Genomic DNA, 24486 nt, shown 5'->3' with positions numbered 1-24486 from the left:
TTCGCGTTTTGTCGAATCGTTTCGATTCCGAGTGGCGGTGGATGTTGCAGCGGAAACAGTCGAAGGCGACCTCCCAGGCATCCGCTAAGCTTTCAGGCGTCGCGACTGGCGTCTGGGTGGGATACCACCGGGGAGCGACCGTTACGGATTCGACCGCGCGCCTGGGCCGATGAGTTGTTGTAGACACGTCCGCCCTGCGGACGCGCACCGAGACCCATATCCCGTAACCGTCCGAGGAGGACGCATGACCGACAAGTTCTTCAACGCACCGCTTTCCGAAGTCGATCCCGAGATCGCACAGGTCCTCGACCGCGAGCTCGCCCGCCAGCAGACGTTCCTCGAGATGATCGCCTCCGAGAACTTCGTGCCCGTCTCGGTGCTGCAGTCGCAGGGCTCGGTGCTCACGAACAAGTACGCCGAGGGCTACCCGGGGCGTCGCTACTACGGTGGCTGCGAAGAGGTCGACGTCGCAGAAGAGCTCGCGATCTCCCGCGCGAAGGCACTGTTCGGTGCCGAGTTCGCCAACGTCCAGCCCCACTCGGGTGCCACGGCTAACGCGGCCGTCCTGCACGCGATCGCCCGCCCCGGCGACACCCTGCTCGGCCTGTCGCTCGACCAGGGCGGTCACCTGACGCACGGCATGAAGATCAACTTCTCCGGCCGTCTCTACAACATCGTCGCCTACGGCGTGAACCCCGAGACCTCGACGATCGACATGGAAGAAGTTCGTCGCCTCGCGATCGAGCACAAGCCCAAGGTCATCATCGCGGGCTGGTCGGCATACCCGCGCACGCTCGACTTCGCAGCCTTCCGCGAGATCGCTGACGAGGTCGGCGCTCTGCTCTGGGTCGACATGGCGCACTTCGCCGGCCTTGTCGCCGCAGGTCTGCACCCGAACCCCGTGCCTCACGCACACGTCGTCTCGTCGACCGTGCACAAGACGATCGGCGGTCCGCGCTCGGGCTTCATCCTCACGAACGACGAAGACCTGGCGAAGAAGATCAACACCGCCGTGTTCCCGGGGCAGCAAGGTGGTCCCCTCATGCACGTGATCGCCGCCAAGGCGACCGCGTTCAAGATCGCGGGCACCCCCGAGTTCAAGCAGCGCCAGGAGCGCGTGCTGCGTGGAGCGGCGATCATCGCCGAGCGCCTCTCGCAGCAGGACGTCAAGGATGCCGGCATCGCCGTGCGCTCCGGCGGCACGGACGTGCACCTCGTGCTCGTCGACCTGCGTGACGCCGCGATCGACGGCAAGCAGGCGGAAGACCTGCTGCACGAGATCCACATCACCGTCAACCGCAACGCCGTTCCGAACGACCCGCGTCCGCCGATGGTCACCTCGGGTCTGCGGATCGGCACCCCGGCCCTCGCGACGCGTGGCTTCGGCGACGCCGAATTCACCGAGGTCGGCGACGTGATCGCCCTCGCGCTGCTCCCCGGTGCCGACATCGAGGCGCTGCGCGCTCGCGTGGACGCTCTCGCCGCGGCCTTCCCGCTGTACCCGGACCTGCAGCAGTAACTCGGCCGTTCTGCGCGAGAAGCCACTTTCTGCACGAGGCATCGTGGCAGACGTGGTTTCTCGCGCAGAGGGTGGTTTTTGACGAATAGGAACATGAGATGACTGCGAAGGTCCTCGACGGCAAGGCCGCTTCGGCGGCGATCAAGGAAGAGCTCACCGAGCGTGTTGCGGCGCTCCGTGCCCAGGGGATCATCCCGGGCATCGCGACGGTGCTGGTCGGGGCTGACCCGGCATCGCAGCTGTACGTGGGCATGAAGCACCGGCAGTCTGAGGCGATCGGGATGAACTCGATCCAGCGCGAGCTGCCCGCGGATGCGACGCAGGAAGACGTCGAGCGCGTCATCGACGAGCTCAACGCCGACCCGACGTGCCACGGCTACATCGTGCAGCTGCCCCTGCCGAAGCACATCGACACCGACGCGATCCTGGAGCGGATCGATCCGGCGAAGGACGCCGACGGTCTGCATCCGACGAACCTCGGACGCCTCGTGCTGAACGTCAACACCCCGATCGAGACGCCACTGCCGTGCACGCCGCGCGGCGTCATCGAACTGCTTCAGCGCAACGGCTACGACCTCAACGGCAAGCACGTCGTCGTCGTCGGTCGTGGCGTGACGATCGGCCGGCCGATGGGGCTGCTGCTCACACGCCGCGACATCAATGCGACTGTCACGCAGGTGCACACCGGAACGCCCGACATGTCGCCGTACCTGCGTCAGGCCGACGTGATCGTCGCCGGAGCGGGCGTCAAGCACCTGATCCGCGCCGAGGACGTGAAGCACGGTGCGGCCGTGCTCGACGTCGGCGTGACGCGCGAGACCGATCCCGAGACCGGAAAGTCGCTCGTCTTCGGAGATGTGCACCCGGATGTCGCAGAGGTCGCAGGTTTCGTCTCGCCGAACCCCGGTGGCGTGGGGCCCATGACGGTGGCGCTGCTCATGACCAACGTCGTCGAGGCTGCGGAGCGCGCCGCGCAGCAGTGACTGTCAGAGCTCGTCGAGCAGACGTCGCTGCTCTGGCGTGAGGCCGTCCGCGATTTCCTCGTGGGCGGCCTTCGTCGTCGGCGCCTCCGGAGCGGACGGGGAGGTGTCGGGTCGAGACGTTCCTCGTACCGAGGTGCCGACCCGATCGTAGAGCTGTCCGGCCTTCGCCTCGATCCGATCATCGATGGCGTCGTAGATGATCCATGCGATCAGCAGTGCCAGCGGCGGCAGGACGTATCCCCAGAAGAAGCCGCGCACGTGCACGCCGCTGAAGATGACGGTCAGAACCCAGATGATGAGCTCGACCAGGAAGACCAGGACGTACTGCACGACCTTCTCGCCGACGCGCGTGCGATCACTCGCGGACTTGGCGGCGGCATTGCGGAAGATCTTGGTGAGCAGCGGCTTGATCAGCAGTGCCGCGGCGGTGAGCACCACGCCAGCCCACAGCGCGTGCCAGCCGACGGATACCTGAGGCATGAGCAGGCCGATCGCCAGCAGCACGACCACAGTGAACGCGTAGAGCGAGACGGCGCGAACGATGCGGTTCTTCATGCATTCAGCGTGGCACAGCTTCACCGAGGGGGAAAGGCGCGCTCGATGGTGTCGAGAACCGTCTCGTAGACGGCGTCGGCGTCGATCTGCACGGGAACCACTCCTGCGAGCTCGAGGCTGACCGCACCATGCACCTGCGCCCAGACGGTGATGGCGTTGCAAAGACCCTCATCGTCGATGGACGCTGTCGCAGCCAGGGTGCGCGCGAGGGGGAGCAGGGCGCTCGGAGCCATGGTGGTTCCGGAAGAGTGCATGTCGTGGACCAGCTGCGCTCCGCCGAACATCAGGCGGTACAGCGCGGGGTTGGCGAGGGCCCAGCACCGATAGGCGACGCCGAGCGCCCGCAGACCCTCGGGCTCCGCGTCGCTCTGCGCCCGACTGAAGGAGGCGAATCCTTCTTCGATGACGGCGGTCAGCAGCTCGCCCTTGCCTCCGAACAGGCTGTACACCGCTGACGTCGACGTCTCGGCACGCTGCGCCACGTCTCGGAGTGAGACGCGCGCCGGTCCGTCGCGGTCGACGATCTCGACCGTCACGTCGAGAAGTCGGCGACGAAGAGCGTCGTCGTACAGCGGGGGTCTTGCCATGCGGTCCACAGTATCGTAACGTCGTTTCAAAACAGTGTTTTGTAACAACGTTATCCATTAGATGGCGACACAAGTGAAGGAGACAACCCATGGCTGAACAGGTCTTTCCCGGGCGCTACACGGCGTCACCGGATCGGTCCGACATCACCGTGTTCCTGATCGGAATGCGGGCGAATCGCTGGTGGAAGCTGGGCGCGGTCTGGCGCACCGCGCGGCGCATGACTCCGATGCTGCATCACCTCGCCGCCCATCCGGAGGCAGGGATGCTGGGCGCGCGGAGCTGGTTCGGCCGGACCACGCTGTTGCTGTCGTACTGGGAGAGCCCCGAGCATCTGCAGCGCTTCGCCGCGGATCGTGATGCGCCGCACCTCGCGGCGTGGCGCGACTTCGCACGCACCGCGCAGGGATCGGGTGATGTGGGGGTGTGGCACGAGACCTATCAGGTGCCTGTCGCGGACCTCGAAGCGGTCTACGTCGACATGCCCGTCTTCGGCATCGCCGGTGCGACCAGCCACGTCCCGATCTCGGCGGGGAACAACACCGCGCGCCAGCGGCTCGGGCGCTGACGCGCTCAGGGCGGCGCTGTCAGAGGAATTCGGAACGAGGAGGGGGTTCTGCGCGGGCGCTGGAGCCAATATGCTGACCGCAGTCGAGGTCAGGGGGAGCTGTGGAGATCGCACTGTTCGTCGTACAGCTGCTGGTCGTGCTGGGCTGCATCGTCATGGGCACCCGGTCCAGCGGTGTGGGGCTCGGCCTCTGGGGCGGCACGGGCGTCGCCCTGCTCGTCTTCGTGTTCGGGCTGACGCCGGGCTCACCCCCGGTGGATGCACTGCTCATCGTGCTTTCCGTTGTGCTCGCCGCATCCATGATGCAGTCGGCCGGAGGCATCGACTGGATGGTCTCGGTCGCGGCCAAGCTCATCGCCCGGAGCCCCAAGCAGATCACTCTCGTCGCGCCGCTCGTGTCGTTCCTGTTCTCTGTGGGCGCGGGCACCTCGAACATCCTCTACCCGCTGCTGCCCGTGATCCAGGACCTCGCCTACCGCAACGGCATCCGGCCTTCGCGCCCGCTCTCCCTCTCCGTCGTCGCGACGGGTGTCGCACTCGCGTGCAGCCCGGTGTCTGCGGCGATGGCTGCGATGGTCACCCTCACCGACACCGCCCCGTGGGATTTCGAACTGATCGACATCCTCAAGGTCACGATCCCGGCTGCGGTCGTCGGCATCGTGATCGCCAGCTTCGTCGTGAACAAGCTCGGCAAGGAGCTCGCCGACGACCCCGAGGTGCAGGCGAAGATCGCCCGCGGTGAGATCCCCGCACCCAGCGGCAGCGCCGCGGCGGTCCGTGCCGAGGTGACGGTGACGACGGCGGGACGCAACGCCGCCATCATCTTCCTGCTCGGCGTCGCCGCGATCGTCATCTTCGGCCTCTTCAAGGGGCTGCGACCCCTCGACGGTGATGGCAACCCCGTGTCGATGACCCCCATCATCGAGATCGTGATGTTCGTCGTCGGCACGCTCATCCTGCTGGTGTCGAGGCCCAAGGTCGGCGAGATCCCGACGATGTCGGTGTTCAAAGCCGGAATGGTCTCGGCCATCGCGCTCTTCGGCCTCGCCTGGCTGACCGACACCTTCCTCGGAGCCCACACCGAGCTGATCGCGTCGAGCGTCGGCGGATGGGTGAGCGCCGCGCCGTGGATCTTCGCGCTCGGTGTCTTCCTCGTCTGCGTGCTGACGACGAGTCAGTCGACGGCGACGAGAACGATCGTGCCCATCGGCCTTGCGGCGGGCATTCCACTCGGTCTGCTCTCGGGCATGTGGGCGGGGGCGTTCGCCGGCATCTACCTGCTGCCGACCAACGGCTCGCAGATCGCCGCAGCGAACTTCGACACCTCGGGAACGACGAAGCTCGGCACGAAGCTCGTCGACCACTCGTTCTTCATCCCCACACTCGTGCTGGCGGTCGCGACGATCGGTGCCGGCGCACTCTTCGGACTGCTCTGGGGCGGATGATCCGCCAGGCGTGATCAGCTCGCGCGGTACAGGTCCCAGCTGCGTTTGCAGGCCTGCGCGATCTCATCGACGTGCGTCGGGTCTTCTGCGATCCAGTCGGTGCCGGGCTCATGCAGGACGGCTGTGGCAGCATCGCCCAGAAGGAACTCGCGGAGGAACTCGGCCTGCACGGCGTCGAGTTGCGCGCCCGTGTGCGCCGCGTCCGCCGCGACCTCGCGGAACCGCGCCCCCGCGGCGAGGATCTCCTGGCTGCCGAGGTAGGGCTTGTTGAGGGCGACATCGTCGGCCTGAGACACCCGGAAGCCCGCACGGTGGGCCTCCGCGAGCGCTCGCAGACGCGCAGCATCCATGGTCGGCGGGTCCGCGGGGTCGCGGCTCTCGCCGCGAGATCCGCCGCGGTTGGAGAGTGCGACGACACGGGGGAGGCGGTCCTTCTCGGCCCGAGGCACCGACACCGCGCCTTCCCGCGTCGTCGTCGTATTCATCGTGTCGTGGAAGGAGAGTCGTGTGAAGGAAGAGCCCGTGCGCAGCGCGCGCTCCAGCATCCGCTCGCTGAGTGCGTCGCGCACCCGCTCGTACACGCCGAGACCGCGTTCTCCGACCTCGACGAACGTGGAGACCAATCGGTGGAGGGCGTCCTCGTCTTCCGGCACCTCGAGGATCGGGAAGAACGAGAACGTCACGGGGCGGATGGCATCCACACCGCTCAGATCCACCTTCTGCCATGCCCCCGCGGCGCGCGTGCGCTCGATGGCCGTCGCCAGATCGCCAGCGATGTCCGCGGGCCGTGCCCTGTTCGGGTCGCGGACGAGGCGCGGGTGCGGGTTGACGACCGCCACGACGCGGGGATCGATCGCCGCCCAACGTCGGACGATCGCTGCGGTGGCGACGTCGGTGAAGTCGTACTGCAGACGACGCGTCAGCGCGGGAGAGAGGAAGGGGGCCAGCTCTTCGGGGATCGCCGCACCGGCGTGCGGGGCACTGATCAGGACGTCGGCCTCGGCGAGCGCCTGCTCGAGAGAGCGCCGTTCAGGATCGGCGTAGGCCGTGATCTCCTCGGGGGTGAAGGTGTGTCCTGCCGGAATCAGGTCGAGGGCGCTCATGCGCACATGCTACTGATGAGCGCCGTGGAACGGCAGGGGTAGGTGCGCAGTTCAGACAGTGGCCTCAATACCCGTGATGCGCGCGTTCTCATCGAAACGCACGGTCGCGGATGCCGTGGCATCGGAGATGACCGCGCCGGTGAACGCCTCGTCCGTCCACTGCAGGTTCCAGCCGGCGAGGCGGGCCAGGTTCCACAGAGCCGTGCGCGGGTCGCTCAGGGGCACGGAGGCGATGACGCGAGGCAGCGCGATCATGGCGTCGGCGACGGTGAGGGCGGGCAGCGGTGCATCGAGGAGAAACACCGCACGGGTGCCGCCCTCGACAGGCGCCGAGAAGTAGGGGGCGCGACCCGTGAGCTCGACCGCGGCGCCGGCGACGGTGTGCGCGGCCTGCGCGATCCAGTCATCCAGCTCACCCTCGATGCTCTCGGGGAAGGGGACCTCGGCGGTTGTCAGAGTGACGTTCTGCACCGCAGCGCCCGCGTCGCGCAGCTGCGTGGCGACCGTGGCATCCGCGCCGTTCGGCTGCGCCCATGCCCAGCGCAGGGTGTGCGGCTCCGGGGCGATCGTCGCGATGAGGTGCGCGCCGACGACGACCGGATGCTCCGGCGTGGCGTGCGGAGTGAAGGTGATCGTTCCTGCGGTGAGGTCGGCGTCCCAACGGTGCGCGTTGCCTCCGATCGCATCGAGAAGCGCCTCCTGACGCAGTGCGGAGTACAGCGCGGCACGGTCGGCGAGAGGTGCGAGATCTGCGAAGCTCATGACCTCAGTGTCGTCGGCGAAGCTATGAAACGCCAGGGATGATCGCCGGTCATCGCGCCGCGAGAGCGCCGTCTGCGCGGCCCATCCGCCAGACGCTGGGCACCAGCAGCGTGGACAGGGCGACGACCGCGTACACGATGGCGGAGGCGACGAGAAGTGTTCCGGCGTCGACATGCGTGATGAGCCAGCCGAACGCGAGCGTGCCGATCGGGATCGCGACGAAGCTGCCGAGCATGTCGTAGCTCGACACCCGCGACAGCTTCTCGACGGGCACGTTCTCCATCATCGCGACGCTCCAGCCGGTGCCGAAGACCTCCATCCCCGCGCCGGCGAGGAACGCCGCGATCGCGACGAGAACGACGGCGGGATGCACCCCGAGCATGGTGAGCGGCAGCGCGAACGCGGCCATGCCGATCATTCCCCAGCGCAGCGGGCGTCGCAGCGGAAGCCACATCAGCAGGAGTGTCATGACGAGAACGCCGGCGCCCTCGGCGCTCACGACCCATCCCCACCCGGCGATGCCCAACAGGGGGTCGTTGTTGGCGATGAAAGGTCCTGCGACACCCCACGCGCCGGCGTGGATCGCGTTCATGATCATGAATGCGAGAACGACCGTCCACAGCCAGGGGCGCATCCAGAACTCCCGCCAGCCGGTGCGCAGGTCGGCCAGCATGGTCGCCTTCTCGCCCTGCGCGGGAGGCGGGAGCTTCACCATGGCGAGGATGGGGATCGCGGCGAGCCATCCCGCCGCCTGCACCACCATCGCCCACGCCGGACCCGCGGTCGCAACGAGCACCCCGGCGATCGCGGGCCCGCCGATCGTGACGGCAGAGCGCACGAACGAGAGCATCGCATTGGCCTGCTGCAGGTGTGCCGGCGTCGTCAGCTGGGGGATGATGCCCTGCATCGCGGGGAGCACGAACGCGGAGGACGCACCGTTGACGGCTGCCAAAAGTGCGATGAGGGGAACGGTCGCTGTGCCGGTGAACAGCAGCACGGCGACCGTGCCGATGGACAGGATGTCGAAGACGTAGCAGGCCTGGATGATCAGCGCCCGCGGGAGGCGGTCGGCGACGACGCCGCCGATGAGCAGAAAGACGATGTTGCTGATCGTGAACGCGGCCAGCACTCCTGCCAGCGACGTCGCTTCGTTGTCGATCTGCAAGACCGCGAAGGCGAGTGCGATGGACGACATCGAGCCGGTGACCATCGTGATCGTGCGAGCGAGGAAGAACCAGCGGAATCCGCGATCCTGCATCGCAGCAAGGCCGCGCATCAGTAGGGGCTCCTTGCGTGCGGCATCCGCTCATCCTTTCACGGGTCCTCCGGCGGCGCGAAAGGGGAGCGGGTACGGCGCTCAGTCGAGCTGCGTGCGCAGCGCCCGTGCGGCGGCTGTGGGGTCGTCTGCTTCCGTGACCGCGCGGACGACGACGACTCGGGAGGCACCGGCGTCGATGACCTCGCTGAGCCGAGGGCCTGCGGCGATGCCGCCGATCGCGAACCACGGCTTCGTGGTCTTCGAGTCCGCGACCGCCTGAAGCGGATCGAGCCCGACGGCTGCCCGACCCGGCTTCGTCGGGGTCTCCCAGATCGGACCCGTGCAGAAGTAGTCGAGATCGGCGTCGGCGTCAGCCTCGGCGGCCTGTGCGGCCGAATGCGTCGAACGGCCGATGATCACGTCGGGACCCAGCAGGGCGCGTGCCTGCGTGGTGGTCAGATCGCCCTGGCCGACGTGGAAGACGTCGGCACCGACGAGGGCAGCGACATCGGCACGGTCGTTGACGGCGAAGAGCTTGCCGTGGCGCCGTGCGACGCGAGCGAGCACCTGCAGTGCTTCGATCTCGGCGCGGGCCTCCAGACCCTTGTCGCGCAGTTGGATGATGTCGACGCCGCCCGCATACGCCGCGTCGAGGAAGGATTCGAGATCGCCCGTCTCGGTACGAGCAGTCGTGCAGACGTAGAGACGCGCATCGTCGAGGAGCGCACGGCGGTGTGCGCGGACATCGCCGGACGCCGAGGGTGCGAAGGATGAAGCAGGCATACGCCCTAGAGTAGAGGGGTCCGCGGGAGCCCAGGAGAGGGCTGAGAGGGCCACGTGCCGACCGCTGAACCTGAAACGGATCATGCCGTCGTAGGAAAGGGCACGCAATGCGCATCGTTGTGATCGGCGCCGGAGTCGTCGGCTTGGCGACGGCCTTCGAGCTGCGGGAGCGAGGGCACGATGCGATCATCCTCGATCCCGACCCTGCGGGTGGAGCGAGCCGTGCAGCCGCGGGTATGCTCGCGGCGGTCACAGAGACCGAGTGGGCACAGGACGGGCTGCATCCGCTGATGCGGGATGCTGCAGACGCCTATCCCGATTTCGTCGCACGGCTGACGGCAGCGGGCGGCGACGCCGTGGGATATCGGGAAACGGCGACCCTTGCGGTGGCGGTGGACGCAGCCGACCGCGAGACCCTGACGCGGCTGGCGGTTCTGCAACAGCAGGGCGGTGCGGTCGTGGACCGGATGACGGGTTCGCGGGCGCGGGAGCGGGAACCCTCTCTCGGCCCGGCGGTGTCCGCCGCGATGGGGATCGCCGCCGACCATCAGGTCGATCCGCGGCGGATTGCGGCGTCGTTCCTGCGGGTGCTGGGCGCGGGCGTGCGCCGCGAGCGGGCTGTGCGTGTCTCGACGGACGCCCCGAACGGAGGGGAGCCGGCGCCCCGGTGGGTGCATCTCGCCTCCGGTGATGCTGTCCCCGCCGACGTCGTGATCGCAGCGACGGGCCTGGGTCAGGTGGAGGGCGTTCCCGCGCTGCCGGTGCGCCCTGTCTGGGGAGACATTCTTCGGTTGCGTGTGCCCGAGGCGCTGCGCCCCCTGCTGACGCACACGGTGCGCGCGCTCGTCCGCGGGCGCTCCGTCTATCTCGTTCCCCGAGAGGACGGAACCCTCGTCGTCGGCGCCTCAGTTCGCGAAGGCGGCGTCGCGGGCGTGCAGGCGGGAGGCGTGCTGGCGCTGCTGCGCGACTCCCAGACCGTGGTGCCCGGCATCGAAGAGTGCGAGGTCATCGAGATGATGGCGCGCCCACGGCCGGGGAGCCCGGATGCGACGCCGCTGATCGGCGTCGTCGAGCGCGGCCTCATCGTCGCGAACGGATTCGACCGTCACGGTGTGCTGCTCGCGCCGCTCGGCGCCCGGCTCGTCGCGGACCTCGTAGAGGGGCGCGCCATCGATCCGACCGTCGCCGCAGCCGTGCACCCCTCGCGTTTTCGCCCCGCGAACCCCCGTCCGGCACTTCCCGATCTCACCCCACCCGCGGTCGCCGTGCTCGACGGCGCCGGAATGAAAGGCTGACGATGACGACAACCCAGACCGTGCGCGTGAACGGCCAGGAGCAGGCGATGGCCGCAGACGCCTCCCTGCTCGACCTCGTGCGCTCCATGACCGGTCACGAACTGCGTGCTGACGGTTCCCGTGCAGACGGCGGACGACTGGGCGTTGCCGCCGCGGTCGGCGGCACCGTCGTGCCTCGTGGCCGCTGGGGGGCGCAGGCGCTCGCCGCGGGCGACGAGGTCGAGATCGTCACGGCTGTGCAGGGTGGCTGAGATGGCGACCGCTGTGGCACCCGCAGACATCTTCACCGTCGCTGGGGAGAGCTTTGATTCCCGGCTCATCATGGGCACGGGCGGTGCGTCGAGCCTCGCCCTTCTGGAGGCGGCGCTTGTGGCATCCGCCACCGAGATCACGACGGTCGCGATCCGCCGGTTCTCACCCGAAGGACGCGATTCGGTCTTCGCGATGCTGGAACGGCTGGGCGTGCGCGCGCTGCCGAACACCGCCGGGTGTTACACGGCCCGTGACGCGGTGCTCACGGCGCAGCTCGCACGCGACGCGCTCGAGACCGACTGGGTCAAGCTCGAGGTCATCGCCGACGAGGAGACCCTGCTGCCCGAACCGGTCGAACTGTTCCGGGCGACGGAGGAGCTCGTCGCGGACGGCTTCCGTGTGTTCGCCTACACGAACGACGACCCGGCGCTTGCAAAGCGCCTCGAAGATGTCGGCGTCGCCGCAGTCATGCCCGCGGGGTCGCCGATCGGCAGCGGGCTCGGCATCCTGAACCCGCACAACATCGAGACGATCGTGGCGCGCGCGTCGGTGCCGGTCGTGCTCGACGCGGGCGTCGGAACGGCATCGGATGCGGCGCTCGCCATGGAGCTCGGCGTCGACGCCGTCCTGCTGGCCAGTGCGGTCACCCGCGCGCAGGATCCGATCGCGATGGCGCGCGCGATGAAGGCCGGGGTTGAGGCGGGACGCCTGGCACGTGCTGCCGGCCGCATCCCGAAGCGTCCGCTCGCTCTCGCATCCTCGGCGGCCGATGGACTCATCGCCGCCCGTCCCTCGGAGGCTGATCTGTGACGCTCCCTCCGCTCGTCGCGCCCGGTGCGGTGCTGTCACCCGAGCGCGCTGCCAGGTTCGCCCGGCACCTGCCGCTACCGGGCATCGGGGCGGAGGGGCAACGCCGCATCGCGAGCGCTCGGGTTCTCGTGATCGGCGCCGGAGGTCTCGGCGCACCCGTGCTTCAGTACCTGGCCGCCGCCGGGGTCGGGCACATCACGGTGATGGATGACGACCGGGTCGAACGGACGAACCTGCAGCGGCAGGTGCTGCACGGAGAGGCCGATCTGGGAACGCCCAAGGCAGAGTCCGCGCGACGCGCGATCGGGGCGTTGGATCCGCAGGTTCACGTCACCGCCCATGTCGAGCGGCTCCGCCCAGACAACGCGCTCGCCCTCTTCCGTGCGCATGATCTCGTGCTGGACGGCGCCGACAACTTCGCCACCCGCTATCTCGTGAACGATGCCGCCGAGCTCACCGGCACGCCGGTCGTCTGGGGGAGCATCCTCCGGTTCGCCGCGCAGCTGAGCGTCTTCTGGCCCGGACGAGGGCCGATGCTGCGTGACCTGCATCCCGACATCCCCGATGAGGACGCGATCGCCGATTGCGCGACGGGCGGGGTTTTCGGTGCGCTCTGCGGTGTCGTCGGCTCTGCTATGGCCGTCGAAGCACTCAAGCTGATCTGCGGGGTGGGGGAGCCGCTCGTCGGACGCCTGGCGCGCTACGACGCGCTGGCCGGACGTTGGAGCGAACTGCGCTTCGGGATCGATCCTGATCGTCCCGCGGTCACCGACCTCGAGGAGGTGACGCTGCGCTGCGCGGTGTCATCGACAGGGCGACCCGACGACATCTCGGCGGGTGAGGTCGCCGCGCGACTGCGCGGCGCAGAGCCGGGGCTGGTCGTCGTGGATGTGCGCACGGCGGATGAGCGGGAGGCCGGATCGATCGAGGGGTCGCATCATGTGCCTCTCGATCAGCTGCTCTCCGGGGGCTGGCCTCTGCTGGCGGCAGCGCTGGGTGCCGAGGCGCACGACGGTGGAGACATCGTGCTCACATGTCAGGGAGGGATCCGCTCTGCGCGAGCGATCGACGCGCTTGCCGCAACGGTGCCGACCGGCGTGATGCTGCGCAACCTCGCCGGGGGCATGAGCGCGTACTCCGGGTGAGGCGTCGGTTCGACGGCTCACCCGGAGTACCTGCGCGTCAGTAGCTCGCGCGACCCTCGTCATCGGACGAGGGGATGAAACGTGCGGCCAGTGCCTCCGAGGCGCGGGCCAGCAGCGCGACATCTGCGCCGACGGCGACGAAGTCCGCGCCCTCGGCGATGTACGACTCGGCGGCGATCGGGTCGAAGGCGTTGACGCCGACCGGCTTGCCCGCGGCTGCGACCGCGGCGAAGGTGCGGGCCACAGCGGCGAGCACCTCAGGGTGTGTCTGCTGACCGAGATACCCCATGGATGCGGCGAGGTCGGACGGGCCGACGAACACCGCATCGACGCCGTCGACGGCGGCGATCTCGGCTGCGGCCTCGACCCCCGCGGTCGTCTCGATCTGCACCGTGAGCGAGATGTGCGCGGATGCCTCGGCGAGATAGTTCTCCACGCGGTTCCAGCGTGCGCTCCGGGCGAGAGCGCTGCCGACGCCACGGACGCCCTTCGGGGGATAGTGCATGGCGCGGACGGCGGCTTCGGCTTCCTCGGCGGAGGAGACCATCGGCACGATCAGATTCTGGGCGCCCAGATCGAGCACCTGCTTGATGAGCACCTGGTCGTTCCACGGCACACGCACGAGCGGCGTGATCGGGTAGGCGGCGGTGACCTGCAGCTGTGACTGCACGCTGTCGAGCGTGTTCGCCGAGTGCTCCATGTCGATCAGCAGCCAGTCCAGACCCGAGCCTGCGGCGATCTCGGTCATGACCGAGCTGCCCGCACACCCCCACATGCCGATGAGCGCACGTTCGGAAGCCGCGAGTGCCTCACGAAAGGACGGGCTCAGATGAAGTGGCATTCGATCGTTCCCATCGGTCCGTAGTCGCACAGCACCTGGTCGCCACGAGACACCCACATCGGGCGCGTGAAGGACCCCGCCAGGATGATCTCTCCTGCTTCGAGACGGGAGCCGTGCTGATGGAACTTGTTGGCGAGCCAGGCGACACCGGTTGCGGGGTGGTTGAGCACGCCCGCGGCCACTCCGGTCTCCTCGATCTCGCCGTTCTTGAACAGGAGTCCCGGAACCCAGCGCAGGTCGATCTCATCGGGGCGCTTGTGCACATCGCCGAGCACCATCGCCCCGTAGGCGGCGTTGTCGCTGATCGTGTCGACGATCGTGCGCCCTTCGAGTTCGATGTGCGAGTTCAGGATCTCCAGCGCCGGGACCGCGTAGTCGATCGCCGTCAGTGCGTCGTCGAGTGTGCAGTCCGGCCCCTCGAGAGGCGTCTTGAGCACGAACGCCAGTTCGACCTCGATCCGCACGTTCGAGAAATGATCGACCGGGATCTCGTCTCCCGACCGGTAGACCGTGTCGTCGAACATGACGCCGTAGTCGGGCTCGGAGATTCCCGTCGCCTGCTGCATGGCCTTCGAGGTGAGGCCGATCTTGCGGCCCACGAGGGTACGGCCGGCCGCGACCTGCTGGTCGCGCCAGACGCCCTGGATCGCGTACGAGTCCTCGACCGTGGCCTCCGGATAGCGCGCGGTGATGCGCGGGATGACCCCGTGCGTGCGGTCGGCTTCGGCGAGCTCAGCCGCGATCTGCGAGATGTCTGCTGGTGACAGCATCCGTCCTCCTCCTGGGGGTTAGAGCTGGTGGCCCAGCTTGTACTCGCCCTGCTTCCATTCGGGCATGGACTCGTCGTCGGCGGCGCGCGTGTACGAGAAGCCGTCGGCGCCGATGGTCACCGCCATCTCGGAGGAGTCGGTGCGCGCGACGACGGGCTGCGGGTTGCCGTCGAGGTCGAGCACCAGGCTGCCGTCGGTGTACCAGGAGGGAACGACCGGGTTGCCCCACCAGTCGCGACGCTGGTTGTCGTGCACGTCCCAGGTGACCACGGGGTTGTCGGGGTCGCCGGTGTAGTAGTCCTGGGTGTAGATCTCGACGCGGTGGCCGTCGGGGTCGCGCAGGTACAGGTAGAACGCGTTCGAGACACCGTGGCGGCCGGGGCCGCGTTCGATCGCGTCCGAGCGGCGGAGGGCGCCGAGCTTGTCGCAGATCGCGAGGATGTTGTGCTTCTCGTGCGTCGCGAAGCACACGTGGTGCATGCGCGGGCCGTCGCCGCCGGTCATGGCGGTGTCGTGCACGGTGGGCTTGCGGCGCATCCACGCGGCGTAGACCGTGCCCTCCTCGTCCTGGATGTCCTCCGTGACGCGGAAGCCCAGGTCTTGCATGTACTTCACCGCACGCGGGACGTCGGGAGTGATCTGGTTGAAGTGATCCAGACGCACGAGCTCGCCGGGGATGTGCAGGTCGTAGCGCCACGACATCCGCTCGACGTGCTCGGACTGGTAGAAGAACTCGTAGGGGAAGCCGAGCGGGTCGATCACGCGCACCGAGTCGCCGATGCCCTTGACGAAGCCATCCTTCTCACGGCGGACCTCGCAGCCGAGCTCCGTGAAGAACGCCACGGCCTTGTCGAGGTCCTCCGGCGTGCGCACGCGGTACGAGAACGCACGGACGGCGGCGAGCTCGCCCTTGCGCAGGATGAGGTTGTGGTGGATGAACTCCTCGGTCGAGCGGAGGTAGATCGCCTCCTCGTCCTCCTCGGTGACGTACAGGCCGAGGATGTCGACATAGAACTGCCGGGATGCGGCGAGATCAGTGACGATCAGCTCCATGTACGCGCAGCGTAGGATGTCCGGTGCCGGAGCCTCCGGCGTGGGGGTCGGGTTCTCGCACTCGATCGGAGCCTCCTGGCTCACCCAGAAGCCGGAGGAGGTGAGGGTGCGATCCTTCATGTTCGTCATGACAGCGTCCTTGCTCAGTTCTTGCCGAAGGTCGGGTTGTGGGGTGCGCCGAGCGTGATGTGCACGCTCTGCTGGTCGGTGTAGAAGTCGATCGAGCGGTAGCCGCCCTCGTGGCCGAGGCCCGAGGCCTTGACGCCGCCGAACGGGGTGCGAAGGTCGCGCACGTTGTTGCTGTTCAGCCACACCATGCCCGCCTCGATGGCACCTGCGAAGTTGTGCCCGCGGCGCAGATCGTTGGTCCACACATAGGCGGCGAGACCGTATGCGGTGTTGTTCGCGAGCGCGAGAGCTTCTTCTTCCGTGTCGAAGGGCGTGATCGCGACGACCGGGCCGAAGATCTCCTCCTGGAAGATGCGGGCATCGGGGGAGACGTCGGCGAAGACGGTCGGGGCGACGAAGTTACCCTCGTCGAAGCCCTCTGCGCGCCCGCCGCCGGCGACGAGGCGGCCTTCGCTCTTTCCGATCTCGACGTAGCTCATGACCTTCTCGTAGTGCTCGGGGTGCACGAGCGCGCCGACCTCGGTGGCGGGGTCGTTCGGGAGACCGACGCGGATGCGCTGCGCCTGCGCGGCGTAGCGCTCGACGAACTCGTCGTAGATCGAGCGCTCGACCATGATGCGCGATCCTGCCGTGCAGCGCTCGCCGTTGAGGGAGAAGACGCCGAAGATGCACGCGTCGATCGCGACGTCGAGGTCGGCGTCTGCGAACACGACGGCCGGGCTCTTGCCGCCGAGCTCCATCGAGAGGCCCTTGAGGAATGGGGCGGCGTTGCTGAAGATCAGCTTGCCGGTTCCGCTCTCACCCGTGAAGGAGATGAGCGGGACGTCGGGGTGCTTCACGAGCGCGTCACCCGCGTCTTCGCCCAGACCATTCACGAGGTTGAAGACACCCTTGGGCAGGCCTGCCTCCTCGAAGATGCCGGCCCACAGCGAGGCGGACAGCGGCGTGAACTCGGCGGGCTTCAGCACGACCGTGTTGCCGGTCGCGAGGGCCGGGCCAAGCTTCCACGACTCGAGCATGAAGGGCGTGTTCCAGGGTGTGATGAGACCTGCGACGCCGATCGGCTTGCGGTTGACGTAGTTCATCTGCTTGCCGGGCACCTTGAAGGCGTCGTCGGCCTGCGCGACGATGAGGTCGGCGAAGAAGCGGAAGTTCTCGGCGGCGCGGCGCGCCTGGCCCAGTGCCTGCGTGATCGGCAGGCCCGAGTCGAACGACTCCAGCTCGGCAAGGCGGGCGTCGCGCGACTCGACGATGTCGGCGATGCGGTGCAGCACGCGCGAGCGCTCGCGCGGGAGCATCCGGGGCCAGGGGCCCTCGGCGAATGCACGCTTGGCCGCCTCGACGGCGCGCTCGATGTCGGCCTTCTTACCTGCCGCGGCGTGCACGTAGGTCTTATTGGTCACGGGGTCGAGCACCTCGAAGGTGTCGCCGTCGATCGAATCGACGAACTCGCCGTCGATGTAGTGCTGGATCTTCTCCGGCAGGTCTGCGGGAATACGCGAGTCGGTCATCATCGTCCTTCTGTCTTGCGGGAATCGGTGGGTGTGGGGTGCAGCGCGTGGAGGAAGGCATCCATCGTGCGCCAACGGTGGTTGCGGGCGGCGAGCTCGATCTCGATCGGCTCTGCGCCCGCGCGGATGAGTTCGAGGATGCGGGTGTGCTCTTCGACCGAGTGCTGAGCGCGGCCGGGCACGTAGGCGAAGGTCGTGTCGCGGATGCCGGACAGGCGCGCCCAGCCCCGGTGCACGAGGTCGAGGATGTGCGGGTTCGGGCACGGCTCGTAGAGCACGGAGTGGAACTCGCGGTTGAGGTCGGTGAAGATGTGCGCGTCGAAGTGGTCGAGCAGCGCCTTCATGCGCTCGTTGATCGCCTCGGCCCTGGCAAGCGTCTCCTCGTCGAGGAGCGGCGCCGACAACGACGTCGCCGCGCCCTCGACGATGCCGAGCGTCTGCATCGTGTGCGCGTATTCGCTCTGGTCGACGAGTGTGACGCGTGCGCCGACGTTGCGCTCGAAGGTCACCAGGCCCTCGGCTTCGAGCCGACGGATCGCTTCACGTACGGGCACGACACTCATGCCGAGTTCGTCGGCTATCGCGCCGAGGACGAGGCGGTAGCCCGGGCCGAACTCACGAGCGCTGATGCGCGCGCGCAGCCAGACGTACGCCTGTTCGGACTTGCTTCCCGTCATGCGCGTCACGCCTCCTGGTCGCGGGCGTCGTACTTCGCGCGCCACTCGGCGTTCATCGGGAACAGTCCGTCGACGGGGTTCCCCGCCTCGACCTGTAGGGCGATCCAGGCGTCTTCCGCTTCTTGCGCGAGGGCCTCGGCGACGACCTCTTCGACGAGGTGCGGCGGGATCACGACGACACCGTCGCTGTCGCCGACGATGACGTCACCGGGCTGCACGGCGGCACCGCCGCAGGCGATGGTGACGTCGACGTCCCACGGCACGTGCTTGCGTCCCAGGACGGAGGGGTGCGCCCCCTGCGAGAAGACGGGAAGCCCGATCTCGGCGACGGCCGCGAAGTCGCGCACGCCGCCGTCACTCACGACGCCTGCGGCGCCGCGCGCCTTGGCACGCAGGGCGAGGATGTCGCCGAGCGTGCCGGTGCTCGCATCTCCGCGGGCCTCGATCACGATGATCTCGCCCTCTTCCACGGCGTCGAACGCCCGCTTCTGCGCGTTGTACCCGCCGCCGTGGCTCTTGAAGAGGTCTTCGCGGAAGGGCACGAAGCGCAGCGTCTTCGCGGTGCCGACGATCTTGGTGCCGTCGATGTTCGCAGAGACACCGTCGATGAAGCAGGAGTGGTGGCCGCGCTTACGCAGCTGTGCCGACAGGCCTGCGGTCGGAGCATCCATGAGCTGAGCCCGGATCTCGGCGGAGAGGGTCCAGGTCGCGGGGACGGGCGGCAGGCCGGCTTCTTCCCGGGAGCCCCACGCCTCTTCGCGCTGCAGATCGTCGACCGAGGGCATCGACCCGACGGCGGGGTCGAAGGTGCGCTCGCCCTGCGTCACGGTCGTGCGCAGACGTCCGGAGGACGGTGCGCCGGGTGCGTCCGGAGCATCCACCTCGATCTCCACCACGTCGCCGGGCACGATCACCGAGGACCCGGCGGGCGTGCCGGTGAGGATGACGTCGCCGGGTTCGAGCGTGAGGTGCTGCGAGAGGTCGGCGATGAGCTGCGGGAACGGGAAGAGCAGGTCGGCCGTGGTGTCGTCCTGGCGCAGTTCGCCGTTGACCCAGGCGCGAACGCGCAGCTTCGTCGGATCAACGGTGCGGGCGTCGATGAGCTCGGGGCCGAGCGGCGTGTAGCCGTCGCCGCCCTTGTTGCGCACGTTGGATCCCTTGTCGTTGGCGCGCAGGTCGTAGAGGCCGAGGTCGTTCGAGGCTGTGACGGATGCTACGTGGCTCCACGCATCGTCGACGCTGACCCAGCGGGCCGTCGTGCCGATGATGAGGGCGACCTCCCCCTCGAAGGCGAGGAGCTCGGTGCCGGCGGGGCGCTCGGCCGTGCCGCCGGTGGCGGCGAGGGAGCTCGCGGGCTTGAAGAAGTAGGAGGGGGCTGCAGGGCGGCGGCCGCGCTGATCGGCGCGCGACGGGTAGTTCAGATGGATCGCGATGATCTTGCCGGGTCGACTGGTCGATTCCGTCACGGGGCGCCTCCTCGCGCTGAGTGCAGATTTCTGCCGTGCAGACGCCTGTTGTGCGTCGTATTCGAAATCATATATCATCGTGTCACCCCTCGGCAAGCAAACAGCACGCCGTGACGACGACGAAGTCACACGTAAGGAGACACCCCATGAGCGGGCAGTCAGATCCCGGGTTCACGCCCACAGGCACCATCGCAGCGACGAAAGATCGCCGCCGCGTCGTCTTTGCCACTGTTGTCGGAACCACTGTCGAGTGGTACGACTTCTTCATCTACGCCACGGCCGTCGGCCTGGTCTTCGGTCAGCTCTTCTTCGCGCCGCTCGGCGCGAACAGCGCTCTGATCGCCTTCGCCACGGTGGGTGTGAGCTTCCTGTTCCGCCCGCTCGGCGCGTTCCTCGCCGGACACTTCGGCGACAAGCTCGGCCGCAAGGTCGTGCTCATGTGGACGCTCATCCTGATGGGCGCGGCCACCGCCCTCATCGGCGTGCTTCCCACCTACGAGGCCATCGGCATCACGGCCCCGATCCTGCTCGTGCTGCTGCGCATCCTGCAGGGCATCTCGGCCGGCGGTGAGTGGGGCGGCGCTGTGCTCATGGCCGTCGAGCACGCCCCCAAGAAGAAGCGCGGCATCTTCGGTGCCTCGCCGCAGATCGGTGTTCCGCTCGGTCTGCTCCTCGCCTCGGGCGTCATGGCGATCATGACTGCGATCGCCCCGGGCGACCAGTTCCTCATCTGGGGCTGGCGTGTGCCGTTCCTGCTGAGTGTCGTGCTGATCCTCGTCGGCTACTACGTGCGCCGCAAGGTCGAGGAGAGCCCCGTCTTCGCAGAGCTCGCAGAGCGCAAGGAAGAGGCGAAGATGCCGATCGTGCAGCTGTTCAAGAAGCACCTGCTGCTCGTCATCATCGCGGCCTTCGTCTTCGCCGGAAACAACGCGGTCGGTTACATGACCACGGGCGGCTACATTCAGGGATACGCCACGAACCCCGAAGGGGCGCTGGCGATGGAGCGCGGCCCGGTGCTCTGGGCGGTGACCGGGTCGGCTGTCACCTGGCTGATCTCGACACTTGTCGCGGGCTGGGTCTGCGACCGCATCGGGCGGCGCAACACCTACATCGCGGGGTGGATTATGCAGCTCGTCGGTGTGTTCACGCTCTTCCCGCTGGTCAACACGGGCGATGTCGGACTGCTCTTCGCGGGTCTCGCGATCCTCACGATCGGTCTCGGATTCACCTACGGACCGCAGGCGGCGCTGTACACCGAGCTCTTCCCGGCCAGCATCCGCTTCTCCGGTGTCTCGATCTCGTACGCGATCGGCGCCATCGCGGGCGGTGCGTTCGCGCCGACGATCGCCACGGCCATCGTGCAGGCCACCGGCTCGACCGAGGCGGTCACCTGGTATCTGGCGGGCATGACCGTGCTCGGCCTCATCGCGACGCTGCTGCTGCGCGACCGCTCGGGTATCCCGCTCGGTCCCGACCACGAGGCTGAGCAGTCGGTCAGCCCGATCTACGGGCTCGCCAAGGCCTAGGCCAGTCGTATCGAGGCGCCATTCCCGGTCATCGTTCGCGCACGCGAATTCGATCGGGGGTGGCGCCTCGTCGTCTCGGCAGACGGAACCGTCCGTGGGAGATCGCGATGCCTGCGATGACGATCAGCGCACCGAGCGGCTGGTTCCACTCCACGCTCTCAGCGAGGACGAGGGCGCCGAGGGTCACGCCGACGACGGGGGCGAGATAGGTGACGGTGGATGCGTTCGTCGCGCCCCAGGCGCCGACGATGCTGGTGTTCCACGCGTAGGCGACGCCTGTGCCGAGCGCGCCCAGTGCGATGAGCGCGGCGGCGGCCGGAATCGTGAGAGACACCGGGGAGAGGGCGATGAATGGCGCCAGCGCGACCATGACGACCGCGCCGATTCCCACCTGCATCGTGGCCGCCACGATCGGGTCGATGCCGCGGGGTGAGATGAATCTGCGCAGGTACACGAAGGCGGCGCCGTAGCTGGCTGTGGCGCCGAGACAGGAGACCTGCGCCAGCAGCGTCCCGGTGCCGAGTCCGTTCCAGGGGCCCAGTACGACGAGCACGCCCAGGAAGCCGAGCACGACGCCGATCAGCGTGGTCGTGGTGAGCCGCTCGGAGCGGAGCGCGACCCAGGCGATCAACACGGTCATCAGCGGTGTCGTGGCGTTGTAGATGCTGGCGAGCCCGGACGAGATCTCCTGCTGTGCGCTGGCGAACAGAAGGAATGGGATCACGCAGAGCAGCAGGCTGACGACGAAGAAGTGGGCCCACACCATTCCGAATGCGGGCAGTCGTCGTCGGGTGACGAGGCAGATCAGTCCCAGTGTGGCGGCGCCGACCGTGAGTCTTCCCAGGACGACCTGGGCCGGTGAGAGTGCCGTCAGAGCGACCGCGATGAACAGGAAGCTCGAGCCCCAGGTGAGAGCCAGGAGTACGAACTGCACAAGGATGCGCCGACGCGGGGGCTGTACAGTCTCTGAACGGTTCACCGGGGCTCCTTCCACTTGCGGAGCGCCACGTGTGCTCCGCACTCAGTCTCGCGCCCGGGTGGACGCGAGACTGGCGGATTTCGGACGAGGCATGTCTGAACTTGGCCGGACTGCGGAGGCCTCAGTCGTCGGTGCAGATGAGGTCGTCGGCCGGCAGCGCGCCGGTGAGCAGATATGCCGTCGCGGCGTCGTCGGCGCACGTCGAGCGCCCCTGGAAGGAGGCGCCGTGCCCATTGCCCTCCAGTGTCAGCAGGTGGGCGTTTCCGAGCTGTTGCACCAGGCTCTCGCTGCGGGCATAGGGGGTCGCATGGTCACCGGTGATGCCGATGACCAGGACAGGGTCGCCGTCTGGTCCGGTGAAGCTGTCGGTGATGTCATCACCGCTCTCCGCGAGAGCGAAGCAGGAGAGGTCGACGTGCTCGCGCAGCACCGCGTCGGTGACACCCGGGCCGTTCAACAGTGCCGGAATCTCTGTGTCCTCGATGTGTGCGAGAAAACCGGGGATGTCAGGGTCGGCGGGGAAGGAGTGGCACTTGACGAAGGTTCCCGCCAGGCTGACTTTTGCGCCGCCGCCCGCCATCTGCTCGGCGAGGAAGTCGATCGCCATCTGTTCGCCGGCGAGTGCCCGGCTGCTGACATCAAGGACGATCTCGCGCCCGGCATCCGCCTGATAGAGCCCCGAGATGAGGTAGTGCAGGAACATCTCACCCGGCACGGGGGTGCCGTCCGAGGCCACCAGCGGTGCGCCATCGAGCTGATTCTTGACGGTGTTCAGCGCGTCGGGGTCGGCGATCGGACACGACGTCTGCTCGTAGAGCGTCTCGCAGTCGCTGAAGAGCTGAGACAGGGCCCCGACGATCGCCATGGCCTGGTCGAAGTTGCCCGTGAGCGAGCTCCACTCGCTGTCGATGGCGCCGTCGAGGAGCATCCGTCCGACCTGCTCAGGGAAAAGCGTCGAGTAGGTCGCGCCCAGGACGGTGCCGTAGGAGTAGCCCAGATAGTTGAAGCGCTCCGCGTCGATCAGCGCACGCACGAGCTCCATGTCGCGGGCGGCCTGCGATGTGCCCATCGAGTGTGCAATGGGGTTGGCGTCGGCGCAGGTGGCGAGATCGACGCTCCGGATGCTGCTGACGGACTCGCACACCACCGGCGTGCTCAGTCCGATGCCGCGCGGGTCGATTCCGACCAGGTCATACGCGGCGTAGACGTCGGCGAATCCCTCGGTCGCGGTGAGGGTGAACGCGTGGCTCAGCCCGCTCTGTCCGGGTCCGCCGGGGTTGCTGAACAGCGTCTCTTTCGCGTCGCCGGAGGGTGAGGGCAGATGGGAGATCGCGAGCTTCACCGTCTCGTCGCGGCTCGGGTCGTTCCAGTCGAGCGGCACGTCGATCATGGCGCACCGGAAGCTCTCGACCGGGGCGCCCCGGTCGGCGAGCATTTGGGCTAACGGCTCGGGCATCCCAAAGCTCTCGTCGCACTCGCCCCACGCGATCTCCTGTGCATAGACGCTCGGGAAGTCGGTCTGTTGCTGGACACTCGCGGCCTGTTCCTCGGGGCCGAATGTGCAGCCCGCGAGGGCAAGCGCCGTGAGGACCGCGGTCACGGCAGACACGGCGATCGTGCCGCGGCGACGGGGAGTGGGGGTGGTCATGCGCAACCTAACTATGGACAGAGTGCAATCTTGCAATGAGTCCACGTTAGCGCGCGTGATGTGGCTGCTGAACGCCCGTTACCGGACCGGTATCAGCTGCCGAGAGATGTGCTGATCGCCTGAGCTGACTGCTGAAGGCGCTCGGCGATCTCGCGATCGTCGTGTGCGGACGCCACATGCACGACGGCGATCGCGGCGGGGCGCTGTCCGCGCAGGGCGAGCGGGACCGCGACCGAGCGTACGGTCGGAATCACCTCGTCGTGGCTCGTGGCGAACCCCTGTGTGCGCACCTGCGCTACGTCGTCGGTCGTGTGCGGTGCGGTCTCGGCGGGCCACTGAGACGAGGGGAGCTGGGCGAGGATCGCCTTGCCCGGCGCTCCGACGGTGACCGAATGCCGCGCTCCGGGGCGCTGCGCGACACTCGCGACTGCGTGACGCGGTTCGACGCTGGCCAGCGTGATGCACTCGTCGCCATCGAGGACTGCGAGGAAGCAGGTCATGCCGAGCTCATTCGCCACGGCGGTCAGCTCGGGGAGGGCTTCGGACTGCAGGTCGTGAGCGACGCCGGCGGCAAGTGCGGCCATGCGGGGCCCGAGCGAGACCAGCCCGGCGGCGTCACGGGCGACCAGCCGGTGGTCCTCAAGAGTGCGCAGGAGGCGATAGGCGACCGAGCGGTGAACGTCGAGTCGGACTGCGATCTCGTCGATCGTGAGTGCGGCGTGCGCTTCGGCGAGGATCTCGAGGATGCGGATGCCGCGGCTGAGGGTCTGTGATGCGGGGACTGGCGTGGCCACGGTGCTCCTTCGGCGACGCGGATGCGCAG

Annotated in this window: 24 protein-coding genes and 2 riboswitches; of the genes, 9 read left to right on the top strand and 15 right to left on the bottom strand. The window is 68.0% G+C overall.

Annotation, left to right across the window (positions count from 1 at the left end; all coding sequences use genetic code 11):
- Window positions 1-91: 91 nt before the first annotated feature.
- Window positions 92-174: riboswitch (ZMP/ZTP riboswitch) on the top strand.
- Window positions 175-244: 70 nt separating this feature from the next.
- Window positions 245-1519 (top strand): serine hydroxymethyltransferase, encoded by a 1275-nt coding sequence (gene glyA / locus AC1REM_RS15305; RefSeq protein WP_492515386.1) that lies wholly within the window; start codon window positions 245-247, stop codon window positions 1517-1519.
- 98 nt (window positions 1520-1617) lie between these two features.
- A complete protein-coding gene (locus AC1REM_RS15300) occupies window positions 1618-2502 on the top strand; it encodes a bifunctional methylenetetrahydrofolate dehydrogenase/methenyltetrahydrofolate cyclohydrolase (protein WP_492515385.1) in 885 nt (294 codons plus the stop codon).
- Between the two features lie 3 nt (window positions 2503-2505).
- On the opposite strand, the gene AC1REM_RS15295 is transcribed toward AC1REM_RS15300, so the two are convergent.
- Window positions 2506-3057: a hypothetical protein gene (locus AC1REM_RS15295; RefSeq protein ID WP_492515384.1), complete on the bottom strand. Its 552-nt coding sequence runs from the start codon at window positions 3055-3057 to the stop codon at window positions 2506-2508.
- Window positions 3058-3077: 20 nt separating this feature from the next.
- Window positions 3078-3644, bottom strand: a complete 567-nt coding sequence (locus AC1REM_RS15290; RefSeq protein WP_492515383.1) for a TetR/AcrR family transcriptional regulator — start codon at window positions 3642-3644, stop codon at window positions 3078-3080.
- A gap of 89 nt (window positions 3645-3733) precedes the next feature.
- On the opposite strand from AC1REM_RS15290, the gene AC1REM_RS15285 reads away from it, so the two are divergent.
- Both AC1REM_RS15285 and AC1REM_RS15280 read left to right on the top strand, forming a co-directional pair.
- Window positions 3734-4210 carry a DUF4188 domain-containing protein gene (locus AC1REM_RS15285; protein WP_492515382.1) on the top strand — a complete coding sequence of 159 codons (477 nt, stop codon included), beginning with the start codon at window positions 3734-3736 and terminating at the stop codon, window positions 4208-4210.
- Between the two features lie 101 nt (window positions 4211-4311).
- On the top strand, window positions 4312-5655 hold the full coding sequence (locus tag AC1REM_RS15280) for an anaerobic C4-dicarboxylate transporter (protein WP_492515381.1): 1344 nt from the start codon (window positions 4312-4314) through the stop codon (window positions 5653-5655).
- 14 nt (window positions 5656-5669) lie between these two features.
- On the opposite strand, the gene AC1REM_RS15275 is transcribed toward AC1REM_RS15280, so the two are convergent.
- From AC1REM_RS15275 to thiE, 4 genes are all read right to left on the bottom strand, one after another.
- Window positions 5670-6758, bottom strand: coding sequence for an N-formylglutamate amidohydrolase (locus tag AC1REM_RS15275; RefSeq protein WP_492515380.1), 1089 nt, complete (start codon window positions 6756-6758; stop codon window positions 5670-5672).
- Window positions 6759-6809: 51 nt separating this feature from the next.
- Window positions 6810-7520 carry a DUF6882 domain-containing protein gene (locus tag AC1REM_RS15270; RefSeq protein ID WP_492515379.1) on the bottom strand — a complete coding sequence of 237 codons (711 nt, stop codon included), beginning with the start codon at window positions 7518-7520 and terminating at the stop codon, window positions 6810-6812.
- A 49-nt stretch (window positions 7521-7569) separates the two neighbouring features.
- A complete protein-coding gene (locus tag AC1REM_RS15265; protein ID WP_492515378.1) occupies window positions 7570-8796 on the bottom strand; it encodes an MFS transporter in 1227 nt (408 codons plus the stop codon).
- A gap of 81 nt (window positions 8797-8877) precedes the next feature.
- Window positions 8878-9561, bottom strand: coding sequence for a thiamine phosphate synthase (gene thiE / locus AC1REM_RS15260; protein ID WP_492515377.1), 684 nt, complete (start codon window positions 9559-9561; stop codon window positions 8878-8880).
- 12 nt (window positions 9562-9573) lie between these two features.
- A riboswitch (TPP riboswitch) is annotated at window positions 9574-9676 on the top strand.
- On the opposite strand from thiE, the gene thiO reads away from it, so the two are divergent.
- The 4 genes from thiO to AC1REM_RS15240 all read left to right on the top strand — a co-directional run bounded on the left by thiO (window position 9669) and on the right by AC1REM_RS15240 (window position 13063).
- On the top strand, window positions 9669-10856 hold the full coding sequence (gene thiO / locus AC1REM_RS15255) for a glycine oxidase ThiO (protein WP_492515376.1): 1188 nt from the start codon (window positions 9669-9671) through the stop codon (window positions 10854-10856). It overlaps the preceding riboswitch by 8 nt.
- A gap of 2 nt (window positions 10857-10858) precedes the next feature.
- Entirely contained in the window at window positions 10859-11107 is a 249-nt protein-coding gene (thiS, locus tag AC1REM_RS15250; protein ID WP_492515375.1) for a sulfur carrier protein ThiS, read from the top strand.
- Window position 11108: 1 nt separating this feature from the next.
- On the top strand, window positions 11109-11918 hold the full coding sequence (locus AC1REM_RS15245) for a thiazole synthase (RefSeq protein WP_492515374.1): 810 nt from the start codon (window positions 11109-11111) through the stop codon (window positions 11916-11918).
- Window positions 11915-13063: a ThiF family adenylyltransferase gene (locus tag AC1REM_RS15240; protein ID WP_492515373.1), complete on the top strand. Its 1149-nt coding sequence runs from the start codon at window positions 11915-11917 to the stop codon at window positions 13061-13063. The genes AC1REM_RS15245 and AC1REM_RS15240 overlap by 4 nt, the downstream gene beginning before the upstream one ends.
- Window positions 13064-13100: 37 nt before the next feature.
- Here AC1REM_RS15240 and AC1REM_RS15235 read toward each other — a convergent pair whose 3' ends face one another.
- From AC1REM_RS15235 to AC1REM_RS15210, 6 genes are read right to left on the bottom strand one after another with little or no spacing between them, the layout of a single operon-like run.
- Complete coding sequence (locus AC1REM_RS15235) at window positions 13101-13904, bottom strand: aldolase/citrate lyase family protein (protein WP_492515372.1); 804 nt, start codon at window positions 13902-13904, stop codon at window positions 13101-13103.
- Window positions 13889-14674 carry a fumarylacetoacetate hydrolase family protein gene (locus tag AC1REM_RS15230; protein ID WP_492515371.1) on the bottom strand — a complete coding sequence of 262 codons (786 nt, stop codon included), beginning with the start codon at window positions 14672-14674 and terminating at the stop codon, window positions 13889-13891. Before AC1REM_RS15230 ends, AC1REM_RS15235 begins: the two co-directional genes overlap by 16 nt.
- Before the next feature lie 18 nt (window positions 14675-14692).
- Entirely contained in the window at window positions 14693-15856 is a 1164-nt protein-coding gene (gene hpaD / locus AC1REM_RS15225; RefSeq protein WP_492515370.1) for a 3,4-dihydroxyphenylacetate 2,3-dioxygenase, read from the bottom strand.
- 14 nt (window positions 15857-15870) lie between these two features.
- Window positions 15871-17367 (bottom strand): 5-carboxymethyl-2-hydroxymuconate semialdehyde dehydrogenase, encoded by a 1497-nt coding sequence (hpaE, locus tag AC1REM_RS15220; RefSeq protein ID WP_492515369.1) that lies wholly within the window; start codon window positions 17365-17367, stop codon window positions 15871-15873.
- Window positions 17367-18044 (bottom strand): GntR family transcriptional regulator, encoded by a 678-nt coding sequence (locus tag AC1REM_RS15215; protein WP_492515368.1) that lies wholly within the window; start codon window positions 18042-18044, stop codon window positions 17367-17369. Before AC1REM_RS15215 ends, hpaE begins: the two co-directional genes overlap by 1 nt.
- Window positions 18045-18049: 5 nt before the next feature.
- Window positions 18050-19510 (bottom strand): fumarylacetoacetate hydrolase family protein, encoded by a 1461-nt coding sequence (locus tag AC1REM_RS15210; RefSeq protein WP_492515367.1) that lies wholly within the window; start codon window positions 19508-19510, stop codon window positions 18050-18052.
- A 146-nt stretch (window positions 19511-19656) separates the two neighbouring features.
- Between AC1REM_RS15210 and AC1REM_RS15205 the strand changes: the two genes are divergently transcribed.
- The gene (locus AC1REM_RS15205) at window positions 19657-21036 is read left to right on the top strand and encodes an MFS transporter (RefSeq protein WP_204937894.1); all 1380 of its coding nucleotides are present in this window, start codon (window positions 19657-19659) and stop codon (window positions 21034-21036) included.
- A 28-nt stretch (window positions 21037-21064) separates the two neighbouring features.
- On the opposite strand, the gene AC1REM_RS15200 is transcribed toward AC1REM_RS15205, so the two are convergent.
- The 3 genes from AC1REM_RS15200 to AC1REM_RS15190 form a co-directional block, all read right to left on the bottom strand.
- Entirely contained in the window at window positions 21065-22015 is a 951-nt protein-coding gene (locus AC1REM_RS15200; RefSeq protein WP_492515366.1) for a DMT family transporter, read from the bottom strand.
- A gap of 121 nt (window positions 22016-22136) precedes the next feature.
- A complete protein-coding gene (locus tag AC1REM_RS15195) occupies window positions 22137-23663 on the bottom strand; it encodes an alpha/beta hydrolase (RefSeq protein ID WP_492515365.1) in 1527 nt (508 codons plus the stop codon).
- 92 nt (window positions 23664-23755) lie between these two features.
- Window positions 23756-24457, bottom strand: a complete 702-nt coding sequence (locus AC1REM_RS15190; protein WP_492515364.1) for an IclR family transcriptional regulator — start codon at window positions 24455-24457, stop codon at window positions 23756-23758.
- Window positions 24458-24486 lie beyond the last annotated feature (29 nt).

Source organism: Microbacterium sp. GW823-FHT02G05 (genome assembly GCF_058797175.1).
The sequence above is the reverse complement of the archived record's forward strand: the minus strand, read 5'-3'. Positions and strand labels throughout refer to the sequence as shown.

What these genes read in the sequence shown, in the direction of transcription:
- glyA (WP_492515386.1), top strand. Translation starts at nt 245, where the DNA reads ATGACCGACAAGTTCTTCAACGCACCGCTTTCCGAAGTCGATCCCGAG.
- AC1REM_RS15300 (WP_492515385.1), top strand. Translation starts at nt 1,618, where the DNA reads ATGACTGCGAAGGTCCTCGACGGCAAGGCCGCTTCGGCGGCGATCAAG.
- AC1REM_RS15295 (WP_492515384.1), bottom strand. Translation starts at nt 3,057, where the DNA reads ATGAAGAACCGCATCGTTCGCGCCGTCTCGCTCTACGCGTTCACTGTG.
- AC1REM_RS15290 (WP_492515383.1), bottom strand. Translation starts at nt 3,644, where the DNA reads ATGGCAAGACCCCCGCTGTACGACGACGCTCTTCGTCGCCGACTTCTC.
- AC1REM_RS15285 (WP_492515382.1), top strand. Translation starts at nt 3,734, where the DNA reads ATGGCTGAACAGGTCTTTCCCGGGCGCTACACGGCGTCACCGGATCGG.
- AC1REM_RS15275 (WP_492515380.1), bottom strand. Translation starts at nt 6,758, where the DNA reads ATGAGCGCCCTCGACCTGATTCCGGCAGGACACACCTTCACCCCCGAG.
- AC1REM_RS15270 (WP_492515379.1), bottom strand. Translation starts at nt 7,520, where the DNA reads ATGAGCTTCGCAGATCTCGCACCTCTCGCCGACCGTGCCGCGCTGTAC.
- AC1REM_RS15265 (WP_492515378.1), bottom strand. Translation starts at nt 8,796, where the DNA reads ATGCGCGGCCTTGCTGCGATGCAGGATCGCGGATTCCGCTGGTTCTTC.
- thiE (WP_492515377.1), bottom strand. Translation starts at nt 9,561, where the DNA reads ATGCCTGCTTCATCCTTCGCACCCTCGGCGTCCGGCGATGTCCGCGCA.
- thiO (WP_492515376.1), top strand. Translation starts at nt 9,669, where the DNA reads ATGCGCATCGTTGTGATCGGCGCCGGAGTCGTCGGCTTGGCGACGGCC.
- thiS (WP_492515375.1), top strand. Translation starts at nt 10,859, where the DNA reads ATGACGACAACCCAGACCGTGCGCGTGAACGGCCAGGAGCAGGCGATG.
- AC1REM_RS15245 (WP_492515374.1), top strand. Translation starts at nt 11,109, where the DNA reads ATGGCGACCGCTGTGGCACCCGCAGACATCTTCACCGTCGCTGGGGAG.
- AC1REM_RS15235 (WP_492515372.1), bottom strand. Translation starts at nt 13,904, where the DNA reads ATGCCACTTCATCTGAGCCCGTCCTTTCGTGAGGCACTCGCGGCTTCC.
- AC1REM_RS15230 (WP_492515371.1), bottom strand. Translation starts at nt 14,674, where the DNA reads ATGCTGTCACCAGCAGACATCTCGCAGATCGCGGCTGAGCTCGCCGAA.
- hpaD (WP_492515370.1), bottom strand. Translation starts at nt 15,856, where the DNA reads ATGACGAACATGAAGGATCGCACCCTCACCTCCTCCGGCTTCTGGGTG.
- hpaE (WP_492515369.1), bottom strand. Translation starts at nt 17,367, where the DNA reads ATGACCGACTCGCGTATTCCCGCAGACCTGCCGGAGAAGATCCAGCAC.
- AC1REM_RS15215 (WP_492515368.1), bottom strand. Translation starts at nt 18,044, where the DNA reads ATGACGGGAAGCAAGTCCGAACAGGCGTACGTCTGGCTGCGCGCGCGC.
- AC1REM_RS15205 (WP_204937894.1), top strand. Translation starts at nt 19,657, where the DNA reads ATGAGCGGGCAGTCAGATCCCGGGTTCACGCCCACAGGCACCATCGCA.
- AC1REM_RS15195 (WP_492515365.1), bottom strand. Translation starts at nt 23,663, where the DNA reads ATGACCACCCCCACTCCCCGTCGCCGCGGCACGATCGCCGTGTCTGCC.